Annotated in this window: 23 protein-coding genes; 11 read left to right on the forward strand and 12 right to left on the reverse strand. The window is 68.1% G+C overall.

Annotation, left to right across the window (positions count from 1 at the left end):
- Window positions 1–5 precede the first annotated feature (5 nt).
- Window positions 6–995: a malate dehydrogenase gene (locus MRBLWO12_RS18375; protein ID WP_363558101.1), complete on the reverse strand. Its 990-nt coding sequence runs from the start codon at window positions 993–995 to the stop codon at window positions 6–8.
- 51 nt (window positions 996–1,046) lie between these two features.
- Here MRBLWO12_RS18375 and ypfJ point away from each other — a divergent pair, with 51 nt between their 5' ends.
- Window positions 1,047–1,925: a KPN_02809 family neutral zinc metallopeptidase gene (gene ypfJ / locus MRBLWO12_RS18380; RefSeq protein WP_363558103.1), complete on the forward strand. Its 879-nt coding sequence runs from the start codon at window positions 1,047–1,049 to the stop codon at window positions 1,923–1,925.
- A gap of 66 nt (window positions 1,926–1,991) precedes the next feature.
- A complete protein-coding gene (gene pip / locus MRBLWO12_RS18385; protein ID WP_363558105.1) occupies window positions 1,992–2,960 on the forward strand; it encodes a prolyl aminopeptidase in 969 nt (322 codons plus the stop codon).
- A 23-nt stretch (window positions 2,961–2,983) separates the two neighbouring features.
- Here the strand turns inward: pip and MRBLWO12_RS18390 are convergent, their stop codons facing one another.
- From MRBLWO12_RS18390 to MRBLWO12_RS18400, 3 genes are all read right to left on the reverse strand, one after another.
- Window positions 2,984–4,750: an aldehyde dehydrogenase family protein gene (locus tag MRBLWO12_RS18390; protein WP_363558107.1), complete on the reverse strand. Its 1,767-nt coding sequence runs from the start codon at window positions 4,748–4,750 to the stop codon at window positions 2,984–2,986.
- Between the two features lie 247 nt (window positions 4,751–4,997).
- Entirely contained in the window at window positions 4,998–6,377 is a 1,380-nt protein-coding gene (locus MRBLWO12_RS18395; protein WP_363558109.1) for an MFS transporter, read from the reverse strand.
- A gap of 43 nt (window positions 6,378–6,420) precedes the next feature.
- On the reverse strand, window positions 6,421–6,684 hold the full coding sequence (locus MRBLWO12_RS18400; RefSeq protein WP_363558111.1) for a glutaredoxin family protein: 264 nt from the start codon (window positions 6,682–6,684) through the stop codon (window positions 6,421–6,423).
- A gap of 83 nt (window positions 6,685–6,767) precedes the next feature.
- Here MRBLWO12_RS18400 and MRBLWO12_RS18405 point away from each other — a divergent pair, with 83 nt between their 5' ends.
- On the forward strand, window positions 6,768–7,160 hold the full coding sequence (locus MRBLWO12_RS18405) for an SIP domain-containing protein (protein ID WP_363558113.1): 393 nt from the start codon (window positions 6,768–6,770) through the stop codon (window positions 7,158–7,160).
- Between the two features lie 17 nt (window positions 7,161–7,177).
- Here MRBLWO12_RS18405 and MRBLWO12_RS18410 read toward each other — a convergent pair whose 3' ends face one another.
- Window positions 7,178–7,633 (reverse strand): adenylyltransferase/cytidyltransferase family protein, encoded by a 456-nt coding sequence (locus tag MRBLWO12_RS18410; protein WP_363558115.1) that lies wholly within the window; start codon window positions 7,631–7,633, stop codon window positions 7,178–7,180.
- Between the two features lie 189 nt (window positions 7,634–7,822).
- Between MRBLWO12_RS18410 and MRBLWO12_RS18415 the strand changes: the two genes are divergently transcribed.
- The gene (locus MRBLWO12_RS18415; protein ID WP_363558117.1) at window positions 7,823–9,031 is read left to right on the forward strand and encodes a glycosyltransferase; all 1,209 of its coding nucleotides are present in this window, start codon (window positions 7,823–7,825) and stop codon (window positions 9,029–9,031) included.
- 71 nt (window positions 9,032–9,102) lie between these two features.
- A complete protein-coding gene (locus tag MRBLWO12_RS18420) occupies window positions 9,103–9,267 on the forward strand; it encodes a hypothetical protein (RefSeq protein WP_363558119.1) in 165 nt (54 codons plus the stop codon).
- 36 nt (window positions 9,268–9,303) lie between these two features.
- Here MRBLWO12_RS18420 and MRBLWO12_RS18425 read toward each other — a convergent pair whose 3' ends face one another.
- The 6 genes from MRBLWO12_RS18425 to MRBLWO12_RS18450 all read right to left on the reverse strand — a co-directional run bounded on the left by MRBLWO12_RS18425 (window position 9,304) and on the right by MRBLWO12_RS18450 (window position 15,604).
- Window positions 9,304–10,728, reverse strand: coding sequence for a bifunctional dTDP-4-dehydrorhamnose 3,5-epimerase family protein/NAD(P)-dependent oxidoreductase (locus tag MRBLWO12_RS18425; RefSeq protein ID WP_363558121.1), 1,425 nt, complete (start codon window positions 10,726–10,728; stop codon window positions 9,304–9,306).
- Window positions 10,728–11,726: a dTDP-glucose 4,6-dehydratase gene (gene rfbB / locus MRBLWO12_RS18430; protein ID WP_363558123.1), complete on the reverse strand. Its 999-nt coding sequence runs from the start codon at window positions 11,724–11,726 to the stop codon at window positions 10,728–10,730. Before rfbB ends, MRBLWO12_RS18425 begins: the two co-directional genes overlap by 1 nt.
- Window positions 11,723–12,595, reverse strand: a complete 873-nt coding sequence (rfbA, locus tag MRBLWO12_RS18435; RefSeq protein WP_363558125.1) for a glucose-1-phosphate thymidylyltransferase RfbA — start codon at window positions 12,593–12,595, stop codon at window positions 11,723–11,725. Before rfbA ends, rfbB begins: the two co-directional genes overlap by 4 nt.
- Window positions 12,596–12,689: 94 nt before the next feature.
- Complete coding sequence (locus MRBLWO12_RS18440) at window positions 12,690–13,946, reverse strand: hypothetical protein (protein ID WP_363558127.1); 1,257 nt, start codon at window positions 13,944–13,946, stop codon at window positions 12,690–12,692.
- A gap of 14 nt (window positions 13,947–13,960) precedes the next feature.
- Window positions 13,961–14,608, reverse strand: coding sequence for a hypothetical protein (locus MRBLWO12_RS18445; protein WP_363558129.1), 648 nt, complete (start codon window positions 14,606–14,608; stop codon window positions 13,961–13,963).
- A gap of 63 nt (window positions 14,609–14,671) precedes the next feature.
- Window positions 14,672–15,604 carry a glycosyltransferase family 2 protein gene (locus MRBLWO12_RS18450; RefSeq protein WP_363558131.1) on the reverse strand — a complete coding sequence of 311 codons (933 nt, stop codon included), beginning with the start codon at window positions 15,602–15,604 and terminating at the stop codon, window positions 14,672–14,674.
- 97 nt (window positions 15,605–15,701) lie between these two features.
- On the opposite strand from MRBLWO12_RS18450, the gene MRBLWO12_RS18455 reads away from it, so the two are divergent.
- The 5 genes from MRBLWO12_RS18455 (at window position 15,702) to MRBLWO12_RS18475 (ending at window position 22,964) form a co-directional block, all read left to right on the forward strand.
- Window positions 15,702–16,445, forward strand: coding sequence for a CDP-alcohol phosphatidyltransferase family protein (locus MRBLWO12_RS18455; RefSeq protein ID WP_363558133.1), 744 nt, complete (start codon window positions 15,702–15,704; stop codon window positions 16,443–16,445).
- Window positions 16,438–17,496 carry a glycosyl transferase gene (locus tag MRBLWO12_RS18460; protein ID WP_363558135.1) on the forward strand — a complete coding sequence of 353 codons (1,059 nt, stop codon included), beginning with the start codon at window positions 16,438–16,440 and terminating at the stop codon, window positions 17,494–17,496. Before MRBLWO12_RS18455 ends, MRBLWO12_RS18460 begins: the two co-directional genes overlap by 8 nt.
- On the forward strand, window positions 17,493–18,854 hold the full coding sequence (locus MRBLWO12_RS18465; protein ID WP_363558137.1) for a phenylacetate--CoA ligase family protein: 1,362 nt from the start codon (window positions 17,493–17,495) through the stop codon (window positions 18,852–18,854). The genes MRBLWO12_RS18460 and MRBLWO12_RS18465 overlap by 4 nt, the downstream gene beginning before the upstream one ends.
- 164 nt (window positions 18,855–19,018) lie before the next feature.
- The gene (locus tag MRBLWO12_RS18470; RefSeq protein WP_363558139.1) at window positions 19,019–21,721 is read left to right on the forward strand and encodes a right-handed parallel beta-helix repeat-containing protein; all 2,703 of its coding nucleotides are present in this window, start codon (window positions 19,019–19,021) and stop codon (window positions 21,719–21,721) included.
- Between the two features lie 94 nt (window positions 21,722–21,815).
- Entirely contained in the window at window positions 21,816–22,964 is a 1,149-nt protein-coding gene (locus tag MRBLWO12_RS18475) for a glycosyltransferase (protein ID WP_363558141.1), read from the forward strand.
- A 14-nt stretch (window positions 22,965–22,978) separates the two neighbouring features.
- Here MRBLWO12_RS18475 and MRBLWO12_RS18480 read toward each other — a convergent pair whose 3' ends face one another.
- Complete coding sequence (locus MRBLWO12_RS18480; RefSeq protein WP_363558143.1) at window positions 22,979–23,707, reverse strand: hypothetical protein; 729 nt, start codon at window positions 23,705–23,707, stop codon at window positions 22,979–22,981.
- A gap of 120 nt (window positions 23,708–23,827) precedes the next feature.
- On the opposite strand from MRBLWO12_RS18480, the gene MRBLWO12_RS18485 reads away from it, so the two are divergent.
- On the forward strand, window positions 23,828–25,213 hold the full coding sequence (locus MRBLWO12_RS18485; RefSeq protein ID WP_363558145.1) for a polysaccharide biosynthesis tyrosine autokinase: 1,386 nt from the start codon (window positions 23,828–23,830) through the stop codon (window positions 25,211–25,213).

The raw sequence follows: 25,213 nt of genomic DNA on the forward strand, positions 1-25,213 counted from the left end.
CCGTCTCAGAGCAGTCCGAGCGCCTTCACCGCGTCGCGCTCCTCGACCAGTTCGGCGACGGAGGCATTGATGCGGGCACGGGCCCATTCGCTGACCTCGAGGCCCTCGACGATCTGCCACTCGCCGTCGACGGAGCGGACAGGGAACGACGAGACCAGGCCCTCGGGTACGCCGTACTCGCCGTGCGAGACGACCCCGGCCGACGTCCAGTCCTCGGTGCCGTGCACCCAGTCCCGCACGTGCTCGATGGTCGCGTTCGCGGCGGAGGCGACGGACGACGAACCGCGCACCTGGATGATCTCGGCGCCGCGCTTCGCGACGCGGGGGATGAACGTCTCGTCCAGCCAGGTCGGGACGTCGTCGACGATGGCCTCGAGTGCATCGGTGACGGACTGTCCGCCGACGGTGGCGTGCGAGACGTCGGGGAACTGGGTGGCCGAGTGGTTGCCCCAGATGGGCAGACGACGGATCGTCGAGACGGGAACGCCGAGCGTCTGCGACAGCTGGGCGCGTGCACGGTTCTCGTCGAGGCGGGTGAGGGCGGTGAACCGTTCGGCGGGCACTCCGTCAGCGGATGCCGCGGCGATCAGCGCGTTCGTGTTCGCCGGGTTGCCGACCACGGTGACGCGCACGCCAGGGGCTGCGTTCGCGGCGATCGCCGCCCCCTGAGGGCCGAAGATGCCGGCGTTGGCGGCGAGCAGGTCGCCACGCTCCATGCCGGGACCACGGGGACGCGCGCCGACGAGCAGCGCGAGGTCGCAGCCGTCGAAACCGACGGCGACGTCATCGGTCACCTCCACGTGCTCAAGCAGCTCGAACGCGCCGTCCTGCAGTTCGAGCGCTGCGCCTTCCGCCGCACCGAGTCCCTGCGGGATCTCGAGCAGCCGCAGCCGCACCTTCTCGTCGGGGCCGAGCAGGTCGCCCGCCGCGATCCGGAACAGGAGTGCGTAGCCGATCTGTCCGCCGGCGCCGGTGAGGGTGATCGTGGTCGTCATGCCCCGAGCCTACGTCCGTTCCGGGTCGGCTGTCGGAGTACCCTCTGTCTCATGACTTTCAACCCCGACGCCGACCTCTCCGGCAACACGACGCGTCGCCGTGGACGCACCGCTGCCATCGCCGGTGGTGCGAGCGTGGGCGTGCTCGGCCTCATCGCGCTCATCGCCGGTCCGCTGCTCGGCATCGACCTCACGGGGTTGCTCGGGGGCGTCTCCGAGCCGAGCGGCGACTCGGGTTCAGGCGGCTCCGTGATCGAGAACTGCGACACGGGCCAGGATGCGAACGAGCGCGTCGACTGCCGGATGGTCGGTGCTCAGGTCGCACTCGACGCGTTCTGGGCCGACAACGTCGACGGCTACCGCAAGCCCACCATGACCGTGGTGGACGGAGCGACCTCGACGCAGTGCGGCACGGCCTCGAATGCCGTGGGTCCGTTCTACTGCCCGCCAGAAGAGGGCGTTTACGTCGACCCGACGTTCTTCCAGCTCATGCAAGAGCAGTTCGGAGCATCCGCAGGCGATCTCGCTCAGCTCTACATCGTGGGCCATGAGTGGGGCCACCACATCCAGAACATCACGGGCGACATGCAGAAGTACCCGAACAACGGGACGGGCCCCGGCAGCAACGGCGTGCGCATGGAGCTGCAGGCCGACTGCTACGCCGGCGCGTGGATCGGACGCATGACGGAGCAGACCGATGCCGACGGTGACCCTTATCTGCTCGCGCCCACCGAGGCGGAGCTGACAGACGCCCTCAACGCGGCCTCCACGGTCGGCGACGACAACATCCAGGAGCAGTCCGGGGCGGTGAACCCCGAGAGCTGGACGCACGGCTCCAGCGACCAGCGTCAGTACTGGTTCGCGAACGGCTACGAGAACGGGTTGAACGTCTGCGCCGAGGCGTTCACACGCAGCGAGGGTGACCTGTAATACCAGCTGGCTGGGCCCTCTCCGGTAGCGTGGCATACGTAGTCTTCTTTCCGGGCTGGGGGCAAAATGACGAAGAACCTGGATGCGCTGTATCCGCCGATCGAGCCGTACGAGTCGGGTGAGCTCCTCGTCGGTGACGGTCACCGCCTGTACTGGGAGGTCAGCGGAAACCCCGAGGGGCGGCCGGTGGTCTTCCTGCACGGGGGCCCGGGCAGCGGCACATCGCCGTGGCAGCGTCGCTTCTTCGACCCGGAGAAATATCGCATCGTGCTCTTCGACCAGCGCGGATGCGGAAAGAGCACCCCGCACGCGGGCGAGCCCGGCGCGGATCTGCGTCACATCACCACGGCACATCTGATCGCCGACATCGAGCTGCTGCGCAAGAACCTCGGCGTCGAGCAGTGGCAGGTCTTCGGCGGCTCCTGGGGAAGCGCCCTCGCGCTCGCCTACGCGCAGGCGCATCCGGATGCCGTCTCAGCGCTCGTGCTGCGGGGCATCTTCACCCTGCGGCGCATGGAGCTGGAGTGGTTCTACGAGGGCGGAGCGGCCGCGCTGTTCCCCGACCTGTGGGAGAGTTTCATCGCGCCCATCCCGGTGCTGGAGCGCTCGCACATGATCGACGCGTATCACCGGCAGCTCTTCGACCCCGACCCCGCGGTGCATGTACCGGCGGCGATCGCGTGGTCGACGTGGGAGGCCTCGACCGTGACGCTGCGGCCCGACGCCGAGCAGATCGCCGCGATGTCCGACCCGCGCACCGCCACCGCGTTCGCCCGGATCGAGAACCACTTCTTCGTGAACCGCGGGTGGTGGTCCGAGGGGCAGCTGCTCGATGGCATCGATGCGATCCGGCACATCCCCGCCGTCATCGTGCAGGGCAGGCACGACGTCTGCACCCCGATGATGACAGCGTGGGATCTGCACCGCGCGTGGCCGGAGGCCGAGTTCGTGGTGGTCGACGACGCCGGTCATTCTGCGGCAGAGCCCGGCATCCAGCAGGCGCTGCGCGACGCGACCGACCTCTTCTCGTTCTGACCCCGGTCTGGTGGGGCCGAAGCTCAGGCCCGCAGTGCCTTCGTCAGCGTCTTCACGAGCCCGAGCACGCCGCCGTGCGCACGGAAGCGGGTGAGGCCCTCGCTGACGGCTGCCCCAGTGCGGGATGACACGAACCACGGCGGCTTCGGCAGGATCGTCAGGCGGCCGCCGCCGTTCAGGATCGGCAACGACCGCGGCAGCGGACGGAACGGTCCGCGGATGACGGAGCGCTCGACATGGTCGAGCAGGAGTGCGTTGTGCACCACTCCGATCCCGCTGCCAACATCCTCGATCGTGTTGCCGGGGAAAGCTCCCCAGGTCATGGTCGGGGTGATGAACCCGAATGCCGTCCAGCCGTTGATCGCGATGGATCCGTAGCGGAGGTTCGCGATCGCCCGTTCGAAGCCGCTGCCGAGCGCGCGCTCGGTGGAGGGGGCGATGAGCAGGTTCGCGCCGAGCGTGCCCTGGAGCTGATCGTTCGCGTACGAGACGGCGGCGTCGAGGAACTCCTGTCCCGTGCCTGCCACCGTGACGACGCCGAGCACCGGCGCGAAGTACTCCGTGTTCTGCAGTGCCGTGGGGTCGTCGTCACCGTCGATCTCCACGAGCACTCGGTCGCCCAGCACGAGAGCGTCGGGGTAGTCGTCCGCGGCGCGGTGCATGCGCGTGGGGGAGCCGGGGTACCAGATCGGTCGCTCCGGCGCGTTCGCGTAGGCGCGGCGGAGCGCGGCACGGAAGGCGTCGGCCTGCGCCCAGTCGGACGAGAGGATCACGACCTGTCCGGCGATGCAGTTGTGTCCGCTGTTCTGCAGGCGCATCGTGGCGACGTGCTCGGCATGATAGGTGAGGTCGGCGTCGCTCCAGTCGCCCGGCACGACGATGATCGGCGAGACGCCACCGAGTTCTGCCGTGATCGGCTTCTTGAGCTGCGGACGGTTCTCGCGCCGTCGGCGCTTCGCCGCCGCTCCGGTGCCCCACACGATCGCGTCGAGGGTGGCAGCGGAGCCGGTGATGTGCACGTGGGCCAGCTCCGTGTGCCCGGTGAGATAGGCGCCGACCTCGGGTCCGCCGCGCACGATGCGCACCAGCCCCGGCTCGATCAGCGGCGCGAAGGCGCGCTTGTACACCGGCACCAGTGCATCCTGCGTCGGGTTGACCTTGAGCAGCGCGGTGCGATTGTGAGCGAGGAGTTCGTAGAGCACATCGAGCACGGGGATCGAGGTGATGTTGCCCGCCCCGAGCACCAGGCCGACGCCTCCCGAGACGGTCGGCGTGCGCTGGGCGAGCCCCGCGGCGGCACGGGCGGCGTTCGGGGTGACCCCCGGCTCCAGCCACACTTCGCCGGTGTAGCCCGACAGCAGCAACTTGTCGATGCCGGTGAGGGGGAAGGCGTGCACGCGCGTGCGTCCACCCGGCGCCCGATCGATCGTGATCCCCTCGAGCGGGTTGGTACCGGCGGCCAGGCGCGAGAGCGTCTCGATGTAGGCGTCGAGCGCCCCGAGCACGCTGTACGGACCGCTGAGCCACTCCTCGCCGCGGAGAGGGTGACGTCCGTCGAGGCCCTTCGAAGCGGCGGCGGTGCTCGCCCAGTCCTCGGCCGTCGCCGCGACGCTCGTGCGCACGGCGCGCAGCAGGGTCACGCGCTGCGAGAGCGTGAGCGCTGTCCAGGTCCGCGACCCGGTCTGCAGGTCGGCGATCGCGGAGTCGAGTCGCGCGCGCTCGTCGGCGCTGAGCTCGCTCGTCGGCGCGCTCTTCGCTGCCGGAGTGGCCGTTGTGGTCGCAGAAGTCATCGCAGTCTCCTTCGGACGGGATCCCAGCTTAGGCCGCGGGCCTGGGCGAATCCGCGGGGCGGACGCCGCCGAGAACGCGCGACGTGCAGGAAGAAGTGCGAGTTGTGGGAGCGTCCGCCCCGGTCTCCTCCTGCACGTCGCGAATCCTCCTGCATGTCGCGAGCCTCCCGGCCGCGGGTGGCGCTCTTTCGGCACCCACACGCGACGGCGACGGCGACGGCGCCCGGAGTCCCCGCGGGTGAGTGATTCACGCGCCCTCGATGTCGGCACGGCGCAGCCGGTAGCGCCGCAGCGGAAGCAGGCTCGCGAGCATCAGCAGGGCGGGGAGGATGCTGAAGCTCAGCACGATGCCCGTGATGGCCTCGGCGGGTTGCCAGACGGCGGCGCCGGCGACCGTGGAGACGTACCCGGTGGCGGCGAGGGTCAGTGAGACCGCGGTGGCGCCGAGCGCGAAGCCGACGGTCTCTCCTGCGGTCCAGATGCCGGTGAAGGTACCGGCCTGCCCGTGACCGTTCGTGCGCTCGTCGTGCGAGATGACGTCGGGGAGCATCGCCATCGGCAGTGATTGGAGGCCGGCGTAGGCGACGCCGGCGACCGCGACCGAGCCGTAGATCCAGTCGCCCGGCGCCCAGACCGCGACCGTGATGGTTGCTGCCGCCAGCGTGAACAGCACGCTCGCCATCGTGAATGCGCGTTCCTTGCCGACCCGGCGTGCGATCACGGTCCAGCCGGGGGTGGCCAGGAGCGCAGGCCCGACGAGCGCGATGAAGACGAAGGTCACGGCGTCTTCGGAGCGGAGCACCCAGGTCGCCACGTACTGCGCGCCGGCGAGCATCGTGCCGGTGGCGAGCGCCTGCAGCAGGAAGGTGCCCAGCAGTGCGCGGAACGGCTGGCTGCGTCGCAGCGCACGGAAGCCGGAGAGATACTGCTCACGGATGCCGTTCGGCGCCGCGGCCGCCTGCCCGACGGGGGAGGTGCGGGCTGCGGCGACGTCGGCCGTGCGCGCGGCGATGAACATGCCGATGCCGATCACGAGTCCGGCGACGATGCCCATCAGCAGGTATCCGATGACCTGGTCCGAGCCGGCTTTGCGCAGCGCCGGTCCACCGGCGCCGAACAGCAGGATCGACGCGGTCAGCACGACCACGCGCCAGCCGAGCAGGCGGGTGCGCTCGTCGTAGCTGCCGGTGAGTTCGGCGGGGAGCGCGACGTAGGGCACCTGGAAGAGGCTGAACGCCGTGGCGGTGGCGAGGAAGGCCAGGAGCACGAAGATCGCGCCGGTCACGGGTCCCCACGACGGCGGCACCGCGAAGGTGAGCGCGAAGAACACGGGCAGCGCGAGCGCGCCGGTGACCATGAAACCGCGCCGAGAGCCCGTGCGCGCGAGCTGCCGGTCAGAGGCCGCGCCGATCAGCGGGTCGATCACGACGTCCCAGATCTTCGCTGCCGTCACGATGAGGCCGGCGGCGAGTGCGGCGACGCCGAGGTTGTCGGTGAGGAAGTACGTCAGCACCAGCCCGGGGAGGGTGGCGTATCCGCCGGTGCCCAGCGAACCGATCGCGTACAGCACGATCGTGCGGGGGGACAGGCGGACGGATGCGTGTTCCGGAGGAGCCTCGGTGCTCATCGCGCCAGTGTATCGGCGCGCGGGCGCGGTGCGACGGAGCGCGTCAGATCAGCGACAGCTCACGGAGCTTGGACTCGACATCGGAGTTCGCGGGCTCGACGTGGTGCGTGGAGTCGGGGTACACGACCACGGGGATGTTGGTGCGGCCCGAGATCTCCTTGGCCACATCCGCCGCAGACGGGTCGGCGACCAGATCGACGTACGTGTACTCGACGCCGAGCTCATCGAGCTGCTTCTTGGTGCGGATGCAGTCGCGGCACCAGTCGGCGCCGAACAGGGTGATCGTGGATTCGTTCAGAGAAGTCATGCATCAAGCGTATGCCCGCGGGAAGCGGATGGCTTCGCCGCTCCGGCATTGTCGCTAAGGGTAGCCTTACCTATACTGGTGGCATGAATGGTGCGTGCGAACATCTGAGCGATCCGGACTGGGACAACCTCGAGGGTCCGGTCCTGATCGCCGGCGATGCCGCGGACGCGGCCGTCATCGCCGGCATCGCGGCGCGTCTGCCGTGGGATGCGCAGGGCGCGATCGTTCTCGAGGCGGCCGCGCGCATCCAGTTCCGCCACATCGACGTTCCCGAGGGCGTCTCGGTACGGTGGCTGCTGCGCGGCGACGGCATCCGTGCACATGCCAAAGGGGAGCGTCTCGCGAACGCCGTGCATGCCTGGTGCGTCGAGTGGACCTGCACCGAGCCGCCCGCACATTGGACGGTATGGCTCGGGCCACACACGCCACCCCACGTGGCGCGCATGGCCCGAAGTCTGTTGGGCGTCGCGAACTGACCGTTCGCCCGCGCGGATCAGCGCGAGGCGGTGGCCGTCTGCATGTTCGCGCCCGCGGTGATCGCGTCGAGTGCGCGGCGCAGCGACGAGCTGGACGTGTGCGCGGTGTAGGGGAAGTACACGACTTCTACGCCCACCTCGGCGAACTCACGCTCGAGGCGCAGCCCCTTCTCGGTGCCACGCCAGTCGTCGCCCTTGAAGAAGTGCGTGAAGCGCACGTCTTCCCACGCGTCCAGCTTCGACGGGCTCGTCTCGACGTAGACGTCGTCGACGAACGAGATGTGGCTGACGATCTCTGCGCGCTCCGCCGTCGGGATGACGGGCTCGATACCCTTCACCTGGCGCAGCATCTCGTCACTCACGACGCCGGCGATCAGAATGTCGCACTGCTGCTTGGCGTGACGAAGAAGGTTGAGGTGCCCGACGTGAAAAAGGTCGAAAGCTCCCGCGGCATAGCCGATACGCGTCCCCATGATCTCCCCAGATCAATAAATCCCCAGGGCGGATCCCCATCCGCCAGCGACTCCCACAGCCGCATCGGATCAGTCTAGCGGACGCGCTGTCGGGGATGCGACCCCCGATCTCGCGACGGTCGATGCCCCGTCAGCGCGGGTGTCCACCGGCATCCGCGGGTTTCTCACCCCACAGGAACCCGTGCGACGATGGGTGCCGCAGGCCAGACAGCAGGGGGAGGACGGCACGTGGGGACAGCGGTGACGGTCATCGTGCCGACCTTCAACGAGCGAGACAACGTCGCTGAACTCGTGGAGCGCACGGCGCAGGCTCTCCGCGGTCGTGATGCCGAGATCCTGTTCATCGATGACAGCACCGATGACACGGCAGTCGAGGTCGCCCGTGTGGCCGCCGATGCGCCGGTGCCGGTGCGGGTCATCCACCGCACGGAGAACACCGGTGGGCTGGGCGGTGCCGTTGTGGTCGGACTCGCCGCCGCTGACTCCGACATCTGCATCGTGATGGACGGCGATCTGCAGCATCCGCCCGAGCTGCTGCCGGCGCTGCTGGACCGGTTCTCCGAGGGCGACGCCGACGTCGTCGCGGCCTCCCGCTACGTGGGCGGCGGTGACACGAGCGGGCTGGGCACCGCGGTGCGCTTCGGTGTGTCTCGTGCGGCGACCTGGCTGACGAGGGCGATGTTCCCCATCCGACTGGCGCGCAGCACCGACCCGATGACCGGATTCTTCCTGGTCGACCGCCGACGGCTCGACGTCCCAGCCCTGCGGCCGCAGGGATTCAAGATCCTGCTCGAGATCCTCGCGCGGACCGACCTGCGCATCGCCGAGATCCCGATGGAGTTCGCGGAACGTCGACACGGCACCTCCAAGGCGAGTCTGCGCCAGGGCGTCACGTTCGTCGCCCACCTCGCGCGCCTCCGCTTCGGCAAGATGTCGCTGTTCGCGCTCATCGGCGTGATCGGAGCCGTGGCCAACATCGGCATCATGTGGCTCCTGGTCACGCTCGGCGTGCCCTACATCTGGGCCGCGATCATCGGGGCCGAGGTCACGATCATCGGCAACTTCCTCCTGCAGGAACGGTTCGTCTTCGCCGACATGCGCACGGATGCCCGCGGACTCGGTCTGCGCTTCGCGACCTCGTTCACGTTCAACAACGTCGAAGCGGCGGTGCGCATCCCGGTGATGGCGCTGATGGTGGAGAGCTGGCACATCTCCAGCGTGCTGGCCACGGGGCTCACGCTCATCGTGGCGTTCTTCGCTCGATTCCTCTTCCATTCGCTCGTCGTCTACGCGCCGCGTCGTCGCGCGACAGAGGGGCGAGAGCCGAAAGCCGACACCGCGACGCTCCGCGTCATGCGTGCCATCGATGCCGAGGCCATGAAGCCCGGCGAGCTCTAGCGTGTGCGGTCCTCGAACCCTCGAAACGCGACACCTTCCTTCGTGCCCTGCAACGGAGATACGGTGTCGCCATGACGAAGGAAAAGTTCGCAGTCGGCGATGAGGTCTTCACCACTCGCTCCCGCGGTGTGATCATCGATATCTCTGCGACACCATCAGGGCAGTTCATCTTCGGGGTCGAGAACACCGACGGTGAAGTGACGTATTTCACCCCGAAGGGCATCCGACACGTCTAACCCCTGTCACATGACGCACCGGCCCGGCCGGTCGTGTCACGCGCCCTGGGCGTCCGCCGCCAGGTACGCCTCGAGTGAGGCCGCCGCATCTCGCGGCGTCCAGCCCGCGTCGGTGATGCGACCGAGGTCGAGCACGCTGTTGAGCGGTCGCGGGGCGACCGGCCCCGTCTGACCGGCGAAGTACTCGACTGTCGTCACGTCGCTCACCGCGGCGGGGTCGTGGCCCGTGAGACCGTAGACGGCCCGCGCCACGTCGGCCCAGGATTGCGGCTCACCGGCACCGGTGACGTTGTACACGCCGTACGTCGGGCGCTGCGCGAGCAGGTGCACGATCGCGGATGCGAGGTCGGTCGTGAAGGTGAGCCGTCCGATCTGATCGCCGACCACGCGGGGCGCGATGCCGCGATCGGCGAGAGAGGCCATGGTGCGCACGAAGTTCTTGCCCTCGCCGATCACCCACGAGGTGCGCACGATGTAGTGCCGGGGCACCGTGGCGACCACGGCGTCGCCGGCGGCCTTGGTCTGCCCGTAGACGCCGAGCGGCTGCACGGCGGCGGACTCGGTGTAGGCCTCGGCCTGCGTGCCGTCGAACACGTAGTCGCTGGAGACGTGCACGAGCGTCAGGCCGTTCTCGGTCGCGATGCGGGCGAGCGCGGCGACGCCGGTCACGTTCGCGGCCCAGGCATCGCGTCGTCCGGCGGGTGTCTCGGCCAGGTCGACCGCGGTGTACGCGCCGGCGTTGATGATCGTGCCGTAGTCGCGCCAGCGACGCGCGTTCTCGAGGTCGGCGGCCCCCAGGTCGAAGGTCTCGCGCGTCGCGTACTCGATGTGCGCCGCATCGCCGAGCTCCGCGCGCAGCGCCAGGCCCAGCTGTCCGGACGCGCCGATCACCAGCGTCTTGCGCTGGCCGATCGGGGTCACCCCCGACAGGCGGGGATGCGCGAGGTCTTTCGCTGAGATCTCGACATCGGCGAGCGGGATCGGCCACGCGATCGCCGCGGTCTCATCAGCGAGGTTCAGGAACGAGTACTCCGCGTCCGGCGACCAGTGGTCGTTGACGAGGTAGGCATAGGCCGTGTCGGGCTCGAGCGTCTGATACGAGTTGCCCACCCCGCGCGGCACGAGGATCGCTCGCGACGGGTCGATCTCGGCGGTGAAGACGGTGCCGAATGTGGCTCCCTCGCGCAGGTCGACCCAGGCGCCGAAGATCTTGCCGGTGGCGACCGAGACCCACTTGTCCCACGGTTCCGCGTGGATGCCCCGGGTCGTGCCGACGGCGTCGTTGAACGAGATGTTGTTCTGCACCGGTCCGAAGTCGGGGAGGCCGGCGGCGACCATCTTCTCTCGCTGCCAGTTCTCCTTGAACCACCCGCGCGAGTCCCCGTGCACAGGCAGGTCCACCAGCAGCAGACCGGGAATCGAGGTCTCGGTGACGGTGAGGGCCTTGCCGAACTCGGTCATCACTGCCCCTTGGAGGCGTAGAAGGACTCGGTGGCGTCCTTCGACGGGGCCCACCAGTCCTCGTTGTCGCGGTACCAGTCGATCGTCGATGCGAGTCCTGATTCGAAGTCGGAGTAGCGCGGCTGCCAGCCCAGCTCGGTGCGGAGCCTCGTCGAATCGATCGCGTACCGCAGATCATGCCCTGCACGGTCGGTCACGTGGTCGTAGGCGTCCGCCGGCTGACCCATCTGCGTGAGGATGAGCTCGATCACCGAGCGGTTGTCCTTCTCGCCGTCGGCGCCGATCAGGTACGTCTCCCCGATCACACCCTTGTCGAGGATCGTCAGCACCGCCGACGAATGATCATCGGCGTGGATCCAGTCGCGCACGTTGTGGCCGGCGCCGTAGAGCTTCGGACGGATGCCGCGCAGCACGTTCGTGATCTGTCGCGGGATGAACTTCTCGACGTGCTGGTACGGGCCGTAGTTGTTCGAGCAGTTCGAGATGGTCGCCTGCACGCCGAACGAGCGTACCCACGCCCGCACGAGCAGATCGCTGCCCGCCTTGGTGGAGGAGTACGGCGACGAGGGGTTGTACGGGGTCTGCTCGGTGAACCGCTGCGGGTCGTCGAGCTCGAGGTCACCGTAGACCTCATCCGTGGAGATGTGATGGAAGCGGCGCTCGTGCCGGCGGGCGGCCTCGAGCAGCGTGTAGGTGCCGATGATGTTCGTGTCGAGGAACGGACGCGGGTCGTGCAGAGAGTTGTCGTTGTGCGACTCCGCGGCGTAGTGCACCACGGCGTCGGTCTCGGCGAACAGCGAATCGACGAGCGCGGCATCCATGATGTCGCCCTCGACGAGCTCGACCCGATCCTCGGGCAGCCCGGCCAGCGAAGCCCGGTTCCCGGCGTAGGTGAGCTTGTCGAGAACCGTCACGTGCGCATCGGTGTGCGCGACGACGTGGTGCACGAAGTTGGAGCCGATGAAGCCGGCACCACCGGTCACGAGCAGGCGGGTCATCGGTGTCCTCGTTCCAGCAGGTCGAGCAGATAGGAGCCGTAGCCGGACTTCACGAGTGCCTCGGCGCGAGCGCGCAGCTGCTCGTCGTCGAGGAAACCCTGGCGCCAGGCGACCTCTTCCGGAACGCCGATCTTCATGCCGGTACGTCGTTCCATGGTGCGCACGTAGTCGGCGGCATCCGTCATCTGATCGAACGTGCCGGTGTCGAGCCACGCGGTTCCGCGCGGGAGCACCTCGACCTGGAGCTTCCTGCGCTCCAGGTACTCGCGGTTCACATCGGTGATCTCGTATTCGCCGCGGGCGCTCGGGGCGAGGTTTCGCGCGATCTCGACGACGTCGTTGTCGTAGAAGTAGAGTCCGGGGACGGCGTAGTTGCTCTGCGGATCCTTCGGCTTCTCCTCGAGGGAGACCGCCTGCCCGTTCTCATCGAACGAGACGACACCGTACGCCTGCGGCTCGGCCACCCAGTACGCGAACACCGCACCGCCGTCGATGTCGGCGAAGCGCTTGAGCTGCGTGCCGAGGCCCGGACCGTAGAGCAGGTTGTCGCCGAGGACGAGGGCGACACTGTCGTCACCGATGAAATCGGCGCCGATCGTGAAGGCCTGCGCGAGGCCGTCCGGCGACTCCTGCTGGGCGAAGGTGAGCGAGATGCCGAACTGCGAGCCGTCGCCGAGCAGCCGTTCGAAGTGCGCCGCGTCATGCGGGGTCGTGATGACCAGGATGTCGCGGATGCCGGCGAGCATGAGCGTCGACAGGGGGTAGTAGACCATCGGCTTGTCGTACACCGGGATGAGCTGCTTGGAGACTCCCAGGGTGATCGGATGCAGTCGCGTTCCGGATCCGCCCGCGAGAATGATGCCCTTCATGATCCCCCTTGTGAAAACGTCGATGTCCATGGTGGCGTCGCGTGATCGACGGTTCCCCAACCGTCCACGACCCCCACAGTCGTTCCGCTCGACTCTAGCGGGTCGGACGGGGGGAGTCCGCACCGAGGGGGAGCGATTCCGTCCCTCGAAGGCGCCGCTGCGCAAGATCAGCCAGCGGGATCGCCGTCAGAGCGAACAACAGCGCGAGGGTGCGTGAGGAGGTCAGAAGCGGGCTGAAGAACGTGTCCCAGGCGCCGAGCAAGGTGAGCAGGACCGCAAGCCCGGACGCCGCCTTGATCGATACGCTGCGAGCGACTGCGTAGACCGCGCACCCGACCAGCATCAGGGCGAAGGCCGCGCCGAGCGGTCCGAAGCGCAGCCACATGTCGCCGAGGACGGAGTGGACCTCGTACTGCCCTCCGAACATGTACCCCTCGACATACCCGTTGTTGGGGTCGTAGTTCAGTCCGCTCATGCCGGTCTTCGCGATCCACACATCTTGCGAGGTCGGGAGCACACCGCTGCCGAACCCCTGCGGGCGGTGCGAGATGAGCGCCGTCGCCGCTCCCAGCTCTGGTCGCCCACCGGCGATCAATGAACCCGATGTGTCGATCTGCGCTTGTGTGCGCTGCTGCGCCGCGTCTCCGAGCGCACCGTCGAGGATGAGCGCCTGCAAGAGGCTGAACGCGGCGACGCTCAGCAGCCCCAGCAGGATCAGCGTCTGCGCCGGGCGTGGGCGGCGACGTCCCGGGGGCATGAACGACTGCCACAGCACGATCACGCCGGAGAGCAGAAGGAAAGAGGTCATCGATCGGGAGTCGGACACCAGGCAGACTGCGGCGAGAGCCCCGAGCGCGAGGAGGTCGAGCCAGCGTCGTCCGCTCGTGGACGTGAGCCCCAGGACGATGATGATCACCGGCACTGCGAGCGAGTACTTCCAGAGGTTCGCGGAGTTGCCGCCCGTGAGAGCAACGTTCGCCAGAGCCCCCACGCCGAACGCGACCGCCGTGCCGGCGATGCCGAGCTGGGTGCGGACCCACAGCAGCACCCCTATTCCTCCGGCCAGTGAGAGAAGCGTGAAGGTTTGCTCCATCATCAGCGAGGACGAGGTCGGTCGTACCGTCTCGAAGGTCGTCAGCACCACGCCCCATACCGCTGCCGCCCCGGCGAGGCCCAGCAGCAGGCGGGCGAACCGGTACTCCTTCAGCGCCGGCCACCAGACCGGCATCAGCACGACGGCGGTCAGCAGCGACAGGCTGATCCCAGGACCGAACTGGTAACGGATCGCCGATGCGGCCGCAGCGGCGGCGGCGATGATCGACGTCGTCGTGTATTTCTCCGCGCGGAGCATGCTCTCGGTGCCGGTCAGCGAAGGTCTCCGCGGAACACGGCGACCTTCGCGCCGAAGAGATAGTCCACGGTGAGGGTGACGTCCTCGCGGTCGGCTTCGGCGATCGAGAACAGATAGGTGCCGTCGGCGGACTCGCCGGGAGCGAGCGATCCTTCGAACGGAGCGCCGCCCGGCTGGGTCAGGATGCCCGCGGGTGCCCGGTCCTTGCCGGAGTAGGCATTCACGGCGATGTACTCCAGGTCGAGCGGCTCGGTGCCGGTGTTCACGACCCGCACCGTGGCGCGGATCGCAGGGCCAGAGGTCTCTCCTGCGGTGGTCGCCTCTCCCTGTACTGCCTGCACGCTCGACAACGAGATCTCGATGCCTCCGTCGGCGACGATCGTCTCATCGGGTGCGACCGGTGACAGCTCGGCGAACGGGGCGTCGCTCTCCACTGGTGCCGGGGTCGGCGTCTGAGTGGGACGCGGGGCATCGGGGTTGAGGATGTCGCGCGGGGGCACGGTGGGCGTGGAGGAGGGCGACGGCGATGCCGATGTCGTTCCTGACAGCAGCGGCGGGATGACGAAGGCCGCTGCGATGGCCAGGGCGATCACCGCGAACAGGATCGAGAGCGTGATCCAGGCGCGCCGACGGTTCGGCGTCGACTCCTCGGTTGATGCCACCGTTTGACCCCCATGCTGATTCCCCGTGGCGCCTCCCGCGAGAACGGACGGCGTGATCAGAGTTTAGACCGATGCGCTCCGCTGCGAGAGAGTTGTGGCCATCAAGCGGCGCCCGTCGCGGACTCCCCGCCAGGCGGCGCGGAACGGCGCGATCGGATGCAGGAACTGGCGGCGCCCTCCCCGCAGAAGCACCTGCCAGGCGTTGCGGAGCGCGGTGCGCGACCAGGCGTCAGCATCTGCGCTGTCCAGCAGCAGTGCGGCGAAAAGGAGCCGGTTACGGATGTTGTAGTAGTAGTACAGCTCGGACTTGGCCTCCGGCCGCTGCGACGTCGATCGGTGGGTCGCGCCCTCGTCATGCACGGCGATCGCCTCGTCGACGACCAGAAGTCGCGCTCCGGCTCTGCTCGCCCGCACCGAGATGTCGACGTCCTCCCAGTAGAGGAAGTAGTCGTCGTAGAAGCCGCCCAGGCGCTCCCAGAGTGCGCGGGGCACCCACAGGCAAGCGCCGCTGAGCCAGGGCATCCGTCGGGCGTCCGGCTGCTCCCGCCGCCGCCGAGGCCCTCCCATCGAACCGTCGTCGAGATAGACGTCCATGCCGGCGAACCAGGTGCGCCCGTCGGCGTCTTCGACGCGCGGAGATGCGAGGGTCATGCCGTCCGCCGTGGCCGCTGCCAGCGCAGCCGTCGACCGCGAGTCGATATGGGCGTCGGGATTGAGCAACAGGATGTCGGTGGCGCCGAGCTCGTCGAACGCGACGGCGGCACCCGCATTCACGCCTCCTCCGAAGCCGGCGTTGTCGGGCATCGCCACCAGATGCCAGCCGTGCTCCGCGCAGAGGACGGCGACCCTCTCCCGTTCGGTGGGGCTGGACATGTTGTCGACGACGATGATCCTGGCGTCCGGCACCGCCGCGGCCGACGCTGCCAGATTGACCTCAAGGAGGTGCGATGACGCGTAGTTGACGACGATGATCCCCAGCACTCGTGACGTGCTCATCGGTGGTGCTCCCCTGGCGTAGCGGATCCGATCTCCGTGGAATGGACCCTGTCGATATAGTGAAGGCTACATTTCGGCGCCGCCTGGGGGAGTTGTCGTGTCAGAGATCCGAGCCGCCATGTCGCGGCTGAAGCAGGCGCAGAAGTCATCGAAGGGTGCGGCGGCGTACTCGCGATACGTCAATCGCCCGCTCGGCCGACCGCTCGCGGCGACCGCCTACGTGATGGGGATGACCCCGACGCAGGTCACGATGGTCAGCGCGCTCTGCACGCTCAGTGGTGTCGCGTTGATCGCGCTGCTCACGCCGACCGTGTGGTCGTCGGTGCTCGTGACGGTGCTCCTCGTCCTGGGGTATGCGCTCGACTCGGCCGACGGGCAACTCGCCAGACTCACCGGCACCGGCTCGCTCGCCGGAGAGTGGCTCGACCATTTCTTCGACTCGCTCAAGCTCGCCACGATCCATCTCGCGGTCCTCGTCTGCTGGTTCCGGTTCTACGAGATCGACGAGGTCTGGCTGCTCGTGCCGCTCGCTTTCGCGGCGATCGCGAACACTTTCTTCTTCGGCATCATGGCCGCCGACTTCCTGCGTCGCATCCACCGCCTGCAGGCGCCTGTCGCGACCGCGGAGGCGCCGCGTGAGGCCTGGCGATCGGGCTCGCTGTACTCCCTCGCCGTGATCCCGACGGACTACGGATTCCTCAGTCTCTCGTTCGTCCTGCTCTGGTGGCAGCCTGGATTCATGGTGGTCTACACGGGTCTCGCGGCCATCAACGCGCTCATGCTGCTCCTCGCGGCGATGCGCTGGTATCGCTCCATCCGTGGATTGGATTCCCATGCCTGAGCCCACCCGTCCGCTGCGCGTGATGCAGTCTTTCGGGACGCCACGGGTGACGACGAACCCGTACATCACGATGCTCGACCAGGCGCTCTCCGCATCTGACGAGGTGCAGCACCTGCGTTTCTCCTGGCGAGGGGCGCTGCTCGGCCGTTACGACGTCTTCCACTGGCACTGGCCCGAGGTGAAGCTGCACGGGGGCAGCTGGGTGTCGTCGGTCGGAAAGTACGCGCTGGCATCCCTGCTGACGCTGCGTCACGCGCTCGCACGCAACATCGCGGTCGTACGCACCGTGCACAATCTCGAGCTCCCCGACGACAACGCGGCGAGGCTGTGGCTGCTGCGCAGGATCGATCGCCAGGCCGACCACCGTATCGTGCTCAATGAGACGACGCCGCTCCCGGCCGGAACCGCGCAGTCACTCATCCTGCATGGCCACTACCGCGACTGGTATCGGCCGGATCCGGATGCCGTGGCCGTGCCGGGAAGGCTCGGCACGTTCGGCGGAGTGCGTCGATACAAAGGGGTCTCCGGCTTCGTCGATGCCTACGCAGAGGCCGTCACGATCGATGACACCATCAGCATGGTGATCGGTGGCAAGGCATCGAGTCAGGAGCTCGCAGACGATCTGCGGGCCCGTGTCGCGGAGCTTCCGGGAGTGACCCTGCAGCTGGAGTTCCTCAGCGACGAGGAGCTCGTGGAGCTGGTCACCTCGTCGGAGCTCGTCGTGCTCGCGTACCGCTTCATGCACAATTCGGGGAGCGTGCTGGCCGCGCTCTCGCTCGATCGGCCGGTGCTGGTGCCCCGAAACGACCCGAACGAAGCGCTCGCGCGCGAGGTCGGCGCAGAATGGGTGCAGATGTACGACGGCGAGCTCGATGGACTCGGGCTGCTGAGCGCGCTGCAGCAGGTACGAGACATCGCAGCGGAGCGCCCCGACCTGTCCAGACGGGAATGGGCGGAAGCAGGCGCAGCTCACGCCGCCGCGTATCGTGCGGCGCTGCGCGGACGACGTGCCGGTGGACGGCCGCGAGGACGGACGGGAGCCGCATCATGATGCGTGAAGCGGCGTTCCGGATCAAGACAGCCCTGGGGGGCCGCAGCAGCACCGATGCCTATCGCGAGTTCTTGGCGATGGACGCACTCGACCCCGCCGCGATCGCCGAGGTCTCGGCCCGACGCTCGGCAGAGCACGCGCAGTTCGCGTTCGGTCACAGTCCGTTCTACCGCGAGCTCTACTCGTCGCACGGCTTCTCGGCCGATGATCTGCGCGATCCCGCCGCGTTCTCGGCGCTGCCGATCGTGGACAAGGCCATGCTGCGCGAGAACTTCGACAGCATCCGCACCGATGAGGCGGACGACCGCACGAGCGTGGTGTCGAAGACCGGTGGGAGCACCGGACTGCCGTTGCACCTGCTGCGCGACCTGCGCTTCCCTGCGCGGGCCTTGGAGTGGCGTCTGTTCGAGTGGTGGGGCGTGCGACCGTGGGACGACCGCGGCATCGTCACCCGGCACGTGCTCACCGGCGCCGCACGGATCCGTCATGACCTCGGCTGGCTGCCGTCGCGGCGGGTGCAGTTGGACGCCTTCCAGATCACCGACGAGGCTGTGGCCGAGTTCGCGCGATCCTGGAACCGGGTGCGTCCACGGTTCCTGATCGGCTACGGCGGCGGCGTCCTCGACACGGTGCGTCGCCTGCAGCGGCTCGGGCTCACGCTGACGCCGCCGCGTGCGGTCGCGGTGACCGCAGCGCCGCTGACAGCAGGGACGCGCGCCGAGATCGAGGCGGCGTTCGGCGCCCCCTGCTTCGACCACTACCGATCGGCTGAGATCCCCTGGATGGCAGGGGAGTGCGCCCACCAGAGCGGCCTGCACGTGTTCGCGGATGCGCGCAGGATCGAGATCGTCGATGAGGCCGACGCGGTCGTCGCAGAGGGTGTCGAAGGGGAGGTCGTGGTGAGCGACCTCACCAATCGCGTGTTCCCCGTGATCCGGTACCGACTCGGCGATATCAGCCGCTTTCTGCCGGGCGCCTGCCCGTGCGGGCGCGGCCTTCCTCGACTGGGCGCGATCTCCGGGCGTTCCTCGGATGCCGTTCGGCTGCCGGACGGCACCACGATCGCAGGGGCGCTGGGGCACATCTTCGACGACTTCCCGCTGTCCATCCGCCAGTTCGAGATCGTGCAGGACTCGGACTACTCGGTGACGCTCCGGTGCATTCCGAGCGAGCGGTCTGACGCGCAGGCGGGCATCGATGCCGCCGTCGAGAAACTGCGTTTCGCAACCAGAGGCATCGTGCCGGTCACGGTCGAGAGGGTCGACAGCATTCCACAGGTCGGCGGCAAGATGCGGTTCATCCGCAGTGCTGTCCCTGCGTCGCCCGGAACGGAGACCTCGGGAGAGGGCCCCGCGTAATATCTCGGTTCGGCAACAATCTTCAGGATCATCTGTATAGACTGACCCCTGGCCACCGCCCTCCGGGTAGGTGGTGCGTACCGAATCTGCACACCATCTCGCCCGGAGGGGGCTAGCTGGAGGGGCGCGGTGTACGCGGGCTGAAACCCCAAGGAGAAAAACTGTTGCTTTCGCGACGTCGATCCACCCGTTCCCATCCCTCCCATACCGTCGCCGCGGGCACCACCGCGGCTCTCGTCGCCGCGACGCTGCTGGTCGGCCTCGTCGGCGCTCCCGCCTATGCGGCGGAGACACCATCGCCCGATCCATCCTCGACCGTTGAACCCACGCCCTCGTCGGAACCCGCGCAGACCTCGGCGCCGTCGTCCGATGACGCGGCCGGGCAGCCGGATCCTGCGCCGGCGGAGGAGCCTGCCGCTCCGTCCGCCGCGATCGCACCCCTCGCGGCAGCAGCGCCGACAGTGCTCCTCGCCGACGACTTCAGTCGTACCGCGTCCGCTGGTTGGGGCAAATCCGACAACGGCCTCGCCTACTCATCGTGGTCTTCGCGCACCACGGTCGCCAGCATCGACGGCGAAGCCGCGTCGATCACCCTCAATCCGGGTGAATCCGCGTACCTGACCCCGCGTGACGTCCAGGCAGCGGACATCCGCATCTCATCCGACATCCGGCTGGAGGCGTCCGGCGGGCGCAGCTACTACGCGTACACCACGCGTGTGCAGCGAGACGGATCCGCCTACCGCCTGCGCGTCTTCACCGACGTCAAGGGCCAGGTGCAGCTGTCCATCGTGCGGAGCGCGAAGGGCGTTGATACCGAGCTGAAGTCGGTCGCCGTTCCGATCACGCTGCTCGGCGAGGAATGGTACACGTTCGACGCCACGGTCACCGGGGCCGACGCGGTCGCCTTCGAGGCGCGGATCACTCCGAAGGGCGAGGCGCCTGGAGCGCCCCAGCTCGCCGTGACGGATCGCTCGGCCGCACGACTGTCCGCCGCCGGCGGCCTGGCGGTCTGGGGATACGCGTCCAGCAGTGCCAAGGGCGAGACCGTCCTCGAGCTCGATTCCCTCTCCGCGATCGTCGCGACGACACCGTTGAGTGGCGAGGCCACACCGGTTCCCGAGCCGCAGCCCGAACCTGAGCCGCAGCCGGAACCTGAGCCGCAGCCCGAGCCGCAGCCCGAGCCGGAGCCGCAGCCCGAGCCGCAGCCCGAGCCGGAGCCGCAGCCGGAACCTGCGCCGAACGACTCGTCTCGCGGCGCTGCGACCGTGGGTACCGCGTCGTACGCCGTCCCTCAGGGCGCCGTGTATGTGAACCGGGCCTCGAGCGCGACGACGCAGGACGGCAAGGCGGCGACGCCGTTCCGCACGGTGCAGGCCGCTGTGAACGCCTCGCCTGCTGGCTCCACGATCGTCATCCGTGCCGGCGAGTACCACGAGTCCGTCGAGGTGCCCTTCAACAAGACGCTCACGATCCAGGCGTACCCGGGCGAAGCCGTCTGGTTCGACGGGTCGACACGGGTGTCTTCGTGGAGCAAGTCGGGTTCGACCTGGGTGAGCGGCGGGTGGACCGCCGAGTTCTCCGACGACATGCTCAACGGCAACGCCAGCTGGTTCGTCGACCCGAACTACCCGATGGCGAACCACCCCGACATGCTGTTCATCGACGGCGTCGCGCAGAAACAGGTCGCCTCGGCCGGTCAGGTCGTCGCGGGCACGTTCGCTGTGGACTACGCCGCTGACCGCGTGATCCTGGGCACGAACCCCGAAGGCCGCCAGGTGCGGGTCAGCGACCTCGGCCAGGCGCTCAACGTTCGCTCGGCGAACTCCGTGCTCCAGGGCTTCGGCGTGCGTCGGTATGCGACGTCCTACGACGTGCTCGGTACCGTGCGCATGCACAATGTCGGCACGACGCTCCGCGACCTCGTGATCGAGGACAACGCGACGATCGGACTCTTCGTCGGCAACGACAAGGCGACGGTGGACAACCTCACGATCCGTCGCAACGGACTGCTCGGGTTCTCGCTCACGACGGCGTACAACTCGACCGTTACCGACTCGCTCTTCACCGACAACAACGTGGAGCACTTCAACGGTTCCCCGGTCGCCGGCGGAATCAAGGTGACGCGTTCGCGCGGTGTCGTGATGAGCAACGTCGACACGAGCCGGAACATCGGCAGCGGCACCTGGTTCGACGAATCCTGCTTCGACGTGAAGATCGTCGACGTCACGTCGAACGACAACACCGAGATCGGTATCCACGCGGAGTTGTCGTCTCAAGTGACGATCGCCGGCAGCCAGACGTTCAACAACAAGGAGGGCATCCGCATCTTCGACACCGAGAACGTGCTCGTCACCAACAACGATCTCGGCAACAACTCCCGTCATGACATCAACCTCATGCAGGATGAGCGGCGCCAGGCCACGCATCGAGTGGGACGGGATCCCCGTGTGAGCGGCGTCGACTCGACGGTCACCTGGATCACGCGCAACATCACGATCCGCAACAACGTGTTCGGAGCGGGTGGCCCGCGCGCCATCTTCGCCCACGACACGGCGACCGGGCGCGCAGTGGACACCTGGAACCTGGTCATCGACGGGAACCTGTTCAGCAGCAGCGCTGCCGGCGGTCCGTCCATGGTGACGTGGGGCGGTTCCGGCAACGTGTACGAGTCCTTCCAGACTCCGCAGGCGCTGGCGGCGGCGAAGAACACGTCGTGGCGCAACGCCATGACGTCGAAGCCTGAGGCATTCGCCGCGATGGCGGACGACATCGCGGCGAACGCCTCGATCGCCCGACCGCTCACCTCGACCGTCGCGACGCTGCTCGGAGTCGCGAACGGTGTGGTGCAGCTCGGCAGCGGTCGCTGACGTTCGCACTCCGGCCCCGCCACTGCCGCTCGCGGCATGGGCGGGGCCGGAGTGCGTAGGGGCGATGCCGCCATCCACCCGGCACAATGGAGTCGTGACAGATGACACGCGTGCGCCATACCTGCTCGTCCATGCGGGGTGGGAGCTGTTCGGCTCCGACCGGATGCTCTTGGAGAGCGCGATCGGGCTGAAGGAAGCGGGCGAGCGCGTGGTCGTGGCTCTGCCGGAGAACGGCCCCCTGGTCTCGGCTCTCCACCGTGCCGGCGCCGAGGTGCTGCTGCCACCGACGTTCGCGTTGCGGAAGTCTGCGCTGCGCCCTCGGAACTGGCTGCGAACCGCACGTGACGCCATCCGGGGCACTGTCGCTGCCGTCACCATCGTCCGCCGGCTCCGTCCTCGAGCCATCTACGTCAGCACGATCGTGCTGCCCGTGTGGCCGCTGATCGGCAGGCTCCTGAGGGTGCCGACGGTGACCCACGTCCATGAAGCCGAGGGCGGCGCACCACGCCTGGTCAACATCCTCCTGTACGCGCCGCACCTCGCCTCACATCGACTGATCGTGAACAGCGCGTTCACGCTGCGCACGGTCGGGGAGAGCATTCCCGCGCTCGCCGGCCGCGCCACTGTGATCCCGAACGGCGTCGCCTCGCCCGACGAGACGCCGGCGCCACGTGCGCAGCTCGACGGGCTCCGGGTGGTCTACGTCGGGCGCATGTCGCACCGCAAGGGCCCCGACGTCGCTGTCGAGGCCGTCGGGCTGCTCAACGCCCGCGGGATCGATGCGGATCTTCATCTGATCGGTGCCGTCTTCGCAGGGAACGAGGCCTTCGAGGAGAAGCTGACCCAGCGCATCGACGAGCTGTCGCTGACCGATCGGGTGACGCATCATGGTTTTCGATCCGACATCTGGCCGGTGCTGTCCGCCGCGGACGTGGTCGTCGTGCCCTCACGCCAGGATGAGTCCTTCGGCAACACCGCGGTCGAGGGGATCCTTGCGGCGCGCCCTGTGGTCGCGAGCGACATCGCCGGCCTGCGCGAGGCAGTCGGTGAATACGACTCGGCCGTCTTCGTCGCCCCGGGCGATCCGGAGGAGCTGGCCGCGGCCCTCGCACGCATCATCTCGGACTGGCCGTCGTTCGTCGCGAGCGCGCAGACGGATCGATCCGACGCGCTCGCTCGCTTCGCCCCGGCGGCGTATCGGGGCGCAGTCGCTGCGCTGATGCAGGGGCTCGCGCGGGACTGACAGCGGAGCGGCTCTCAGATCGCCTTCGTCTTCTTGGTCTTCTTCGCCGTCTTGTCCTTCGGCGTCTTGTCCTTCGTCGCGGGCCGCGGCGACGGTGTGGTCGGAGCCGTCAGGAACTCGATGGCCCGACGGTGGAGCTGCTCGACGTCGGCGACGGTCGACGCCAGCATGGCGTGGTGTCGGCGTGCGGATCCGTGGTGCGCATCCGGGATGTCGTACGGATTGCGCCGGCGCTTTCCCCACAGTGTCCGCCGTGCCACCGGAGGGGCGATGAAACCGCGTCGCGCATGCAGCACTTCCGCATAGAGCTCGAGGCCGCGCGCTTCGACGGCCGACGAGGCGAACTCCGCCATCAGCTCGAACTCCTGCGGCTGCACCGGCTCCTTGCCGAGGTAGACCGCCTCGCGAAGCGTGAAGGTGCGCGATCGCACTTCGGGGGCCAACGCTGCGACCGCGGAACGCTCGGCTCGACTCGCGGTGAGGATCAGATCGGCGCCTCGCAGGTCATCGGCAGTGATGCTCCGAGGGCGGTGCATGCTGGTGAGCGCCGTCACGTCGGAGCCGCCCGCCGCCGCAATGAGCGACGCGGATACCGGGCACATCTCGAGCGCGCCGGCACCCACTTTGGTGCCCGCGCTGGAGATCTCCCAGCCGTCCGAGCCGCTCAAGGCGCGCATCACTCCTTCCATCAGAGGGGAGCGGCAGACATTGGCTTCGCAGACGAAGATCAGTCTGTGCGTCACGTGCGTCCCCCATCATGGAACCGTCGACTCCGGCCCGATCTACCAAGATAGGCGATAATGAGCCGATGGCGAATCGCGAGACGACGCGTCGCACATTGTGTCGAGGGGATACGGGGACACATGACTTTGCATGACTACATCCAGTCGCTGAAGAGCCACTGGATCGTGATCGTCCTCCTTGCCATGGTCGGAGGAGGCTCTGCGTACGCGTACTCGCAGTTCGTCGATCCCGAGTACAGGGCCGCCGCGCAGGTCATGGTCATCGCGACCCGGGGTGACAACACGAGCGAGCTCCTGCAGGGGTCGAACTACGTGCAGAGCCTGGTGCAGACCTACACGATCCTGGTGACGTCGCCCACCGTCCTGGACCCGGTCATCGACGACCTGGGGCTCGACGAGACGCCCAACCGCCTCGCGCGACGGGTCGATGTGAACGTTCCCTTGAACACCGTCGTGATCGAGATCGGCGTCACCGACGCCGATGGCGAGAGCGCGCACAACACGGCCAATGCGATAGCCAAGGAACTCGCCAACGCGGTGCGCAACGTCTCGCCGGTGAGCGCCGAGGGCGAGCCCGCCGTGCGCATCGAGACGATCTCTCCCGCTCGTGTTCCGACAGTGCCGGTGTCGCCGAACACACGCAACAACGTCATCGTCGGAGCGGCAGCGGGTCTCTTCGCCGGCGTCGTCTTCGCCGTGCTCCGCAGGCGCCTCGCCACCCGTCTCACCAGCGCTCGGTCGCTCAGCGAAGTCACCGAGGTCGCACTCCTGGGCGAGATCCCGGAGGCATCGGACAATCAGACGATCGCCCGAGTGATCCGATCGCAGCCGGATGGCCGAGTCGCTGAGGCGATGCGGCAGGTGGCCGCGAGCCTCAAGTTCGTCGACGTCGACAAGAGTCGGCGCGTCATCCTCGTCACCTCGTGCTCCGCTCAGGAAGGCAAGTCCTCGGTCAGTCTCGGGCTCGCGCTCACGCTCGCCGAAGGCGGCCGGTCCGTACTCTTCATCGAAGCCGATCTCCGTCGGCCGAGCACCGCCAGGTATACCCAGCTCGAAGGCGCTGTCGGCCTGACCACGGTGCTCATCGGCGATGTCGAACTCGCCGAAGCAGTTCAGGAGTGGGGGCGCCCGGGTCTCGACATCCTGACGGCCGGTGCGCAGCCGCCCAACCCCGGTCAGTTGCTCTCGAGCGGCGGGCTTCAGCGCGTCGTCGAAGCTGCGCGTGAGTCCTACGACTACGTCATCATCGACACCGCTCCGGTGCTCTCGGTGAGCGACGCCCTGTGGTTGTCGACGATGGCGGACGGCACGCTGTTCGTCGTACGGGCGAACCGCACCAAGGGTGCCGACCTCAGCCGTGCGCTCAGCTCGTTGGAGTCCACCAGAACCCCGGTGCTCGGCATCGTGTTCAACGGGGTCAAGGGCGCCGCGAAGAGCCCGTATTACAGCGACGAGCGCGCCAAGGGCCTTCGCCCGCGGTTCCGCCTGCGCGGCTCGCGCGGATAG

This window comes from Microbacterium sp. LWO12-1.2, from assembly GCF_040675875.1.
Classification (GTDB): domain Bacteria; phylum Actinomycetota; class Actinomycetes; order Actinomycetales; family Microbacteriaceae; genus Microbacterium.

Excerpts from the sequence above, each read along its gene's own strand:
- MRBLWO12_RS18375 (WP_363558101.1), bottom strand. The coding sequence starts at position 995 with ATGACGACCACGATCACCCTCACCGGCGCCGGCGGACAGATCGGCTAC.
- ypfJ (WP_363558103.1), top strand. The coding sequence starts at position 1,047 with ATGACTTTCAACCCCGACGCCGACCTCTCCGGCAACACGACGCGTCGC.
- pip (WP_363558105.1), top strand. The coding sequence starts at position 1,992 with ATGACGAAGAACCTGGATGCGCTGTATCCGCCGATCGAGCCGTACGAG.
- MRBLWO12_RS18390 (WP_363558107.1), bottom strand. The coding sequence starts at position 4,750 with ATGACTTCTGCGACCACAACGGCCACTCCGGCAGCGAAGAGCGCGCCG.
- MRBLWO12_RS18395 (WP_363558109.1), bottom strand. The coding sequence starts at position 6,377 with ATGAGCACCGAGGCTCCTCCGGAACACGCATCCGTCCGCCTGTCCCCC.
- MRBLWO12_RS18400 (WP_363558111.1), bottom strand. The coding sequence starts at position 6,684 with ATGACTTCTCTGAACGAATCCACGATCACCCTGTTCGGCGCCGACTGG.
- MRBLWO12_RS18405 (WP_363558113.1), top strand. The coding sequence starts at position 6,768 with ATGAATGGTGCGTGCGAACATCTGAGCGATCCGGACTGGGACAACCTC.
- MRBLWO12_RS18410 (WP_363558115.1), bottom strand. The coding sequence starts at position 7,633 with ATGGGGACGCGTATCGGCTATGCCGCGGGAGCTTTCGACCTTTTTCAC.
- MRBLWO12_RS18415 (WP_363558117.1), top strand. The coding sequence starts at position 7,823 with ATGGGTGCCGCAGGCCAGACAGCAGGGGGAGGACGGCACGTGGGGACA.
- MRBLWO12_RS18420 (WP_363558119.1), top strand. The coding sequence starts at position 9,103 with ATGACGAAGGAAAAGTTCGCAGTCGGCGATGAGGTCTTCACCACTCGC.
- MRBLWO12_RS18425 (WP_363558121.1), bottom strand. The coding sequence starts at position 10,728 with ATGACCGAGTTCGGCAAGGCCCTCACCGTCACCGAGACCTCGATTCCC.
- rfbB (WP_363558123.1), bottom strand. The coding sequence starts at position 11,726 with ATGACCCGCCTGCTCGTGACCGGTGGTGCCGGCTTCATCGGCTCCAAC.
- rfbA (WP_363558125.1), bottom strand. The coding sequence starts at position 12,595 with ATGAAGGGCATCATTCTCGCGGGCGGATCCGGAACGCGACTGCATCCG.
- MRBLWO12_RS18440 (WP_363558127.1), bottom strand. The coding sequence starts at position 13,946 with ATGCTCCGCGCGGAGAAATACACGACGACGTCGATCATCGCCGCCGCC.
- MRBLWO12_RS18450 (WP_363558131.1), bottom strand. The coding sequence starts at position 15,604 with ATGAGCACGTCACGAGTGCTGGGGATCATCGTCGTCAACTACGCGTCA.
- MRBLWO12_RS18460 (WP_363558135.1), top strand. The coding sequence starts at position 16,438 with ATGCCTGAGCCCACCCGTCCGCTGCGCGTGATGCAGTCTTTCGGGACG.
- MRBLWO12_RS18465 (WP_363558137.1), top strand. The coding sequence starts at position 17,493 with ATGATGCGTGAAGCGGCGTTCCGGATCAAGACAGCCCTGGGGGGCCGC.
- MRBLWO12_RS18485 (WP_363558145.1), top strand. The coding sequence starts at position 23,828 with ATGACTTTGCATGACTACATCCAGTCGCTGAAGAGCCACTGGATCGTG.